Here is a 1,630-nt window from a genome sequence, read left to right on the forward strand (position 1 = left end):
GGTTAACAATCAAGGCATCATCCATACTAAGCACAGTCCCTTTTCGCCCTGATCGTTGGATGGATGCTTTGCCGGACGGCCTTAAGAGCGGTGCTTCTGCATCCGGGGTCGTGCAATCGACATAGTTGATCTTCTTTTCCATAGATATCCTGCCCTGTGCCGAAGCCAGAGCGACCGGTGCCAATGCCTCTACAAAGCGCTGATGCAAGGCAAAAATCAGCTCATGGATACTCCGCACCTGCTCAGCCTCCAAGGGGTTAAGTGCTTGAAGGGAGGACTGTAGCTGATGGCAGTTAGCCACCCACTGACGAAAAGCGCCTGTGGATACCTGCTCTTCTTCATCAGATTGCAGGGAAAGGCTGATCGTTTTTAACCCTGATCGGATGGTGTCTTTCAGCGTCGCGAACCGGTTGATTAGCTGCTGCAATTCATCCTGCAATGGCTGGATCTTGTGTGAATCCTTGTCACCTGCCAGCTGCAAGAAGGCCCGGTAACCCTCCAGCATTGCTTCAGCCCCATGAATCAGCCGATTAATGTTGTCACTGGTCTCTGCCAATAGCTTTAATCGTTGTGGCGACATGCAAAGTTTTATGGGGTTTGCCAGACAATCCAGGCCCCGGCCGGGGACAAAGAATGCCAACAAACGGGCATTTTGACCCGTCAGCCATTCAAAACTGCTGGTGACATGACTGAATGTACCTTCAGGGGGGGACAAATCATCCGGTAACGGGATGGCTTTTACTAACGGCACATCAGAAACAGCAGAAGACAGGCTTCTGTGACTGACCAGTTTTTCGCTAATGTCACCGGCAACAATGAAAGCTCCGGGCTCACCTTTGAAGCGGGCGCAGGCCAGTGTCGCCTGATGGCCATCCCGGGCGGCCAGGGTCGCAAACTCTTCATTGGTCAGCATCAAGGGTATTTTTTTCTGTCTCATAAGGATGGCCACGTGGTCATTGAATGCACCTGAGGCGAAGACAACACCTCCAGTCCGATCGAGACATTCAGGCACAAGCATCCAGTCTTCAGCATGTTGGGCCAGGAGAATGGCTCCCTCTGGCATAAAGCCTACGTGTTGTTTTTTGGCCAGCCAGAGTGGTCCGGTACAATAGCCTTCGCTGATGCCCTCACCACTGGCCAGACTGTTTTCGGGTATGGGCATGGTAAAAACCATGTCGCCAGGGAGTTGGGTTATAGGGCGCACCTGCAACAGGAACAGGCGCTCCTGATGATCGATTGCAAACTCTACATCCACGGGGCAGAGCAATAGGTCTTCCAGCTTTGCCACCATCTCCGTGAGTTTTGAAACTATGCTATTACCAATCTGTTGACCATCGTCGTTTGATGGAGCATCTCCATCATAAATTATTCTTTCCGAATAGCCGCTATTATCGATGTTTTTATGCAGAATGAAGTGACTTGAAATCGTTCCGGGAAAGTATTGAACGTTTTCGGCTCCTTCTTTGCGAGCAATATCGATGCGGTGGGGCGTGTTACCCGACTGCCCTGCCACTATCCCCCTTGGCTGACCGCGTGTGAACTCAGACCTGATGGTATTATCCTCAAAGGATCGAAAGCTCATGGCGACCCCGCCATATTGGCAATCCACGCAGTGTTGAATAATCAGCGC

The 1,630-nt window shown here is 51.5% G+C and carries 1 protein-coding gene; it reads right to left on the bottom strand.

Features of this window, described 5'->3' with window-relative positions; translation table 11 throughout:
- A partial coding sequence (locus tag KDK18_RS05560) for a PEP/pyruvate-binding domain-containing protein (protein ID WP_257253792.1) occupies positions 1-1,582 on the bottom strand: 1,582 nt, incomplete at its 3' end.
- Between the last annotated feature and the right edge of the window lie 48 nt (positions 1,583-1,630).

Source organism: Endozoicomonas sp. SESOKO3 (assembly GCF_024606255.1).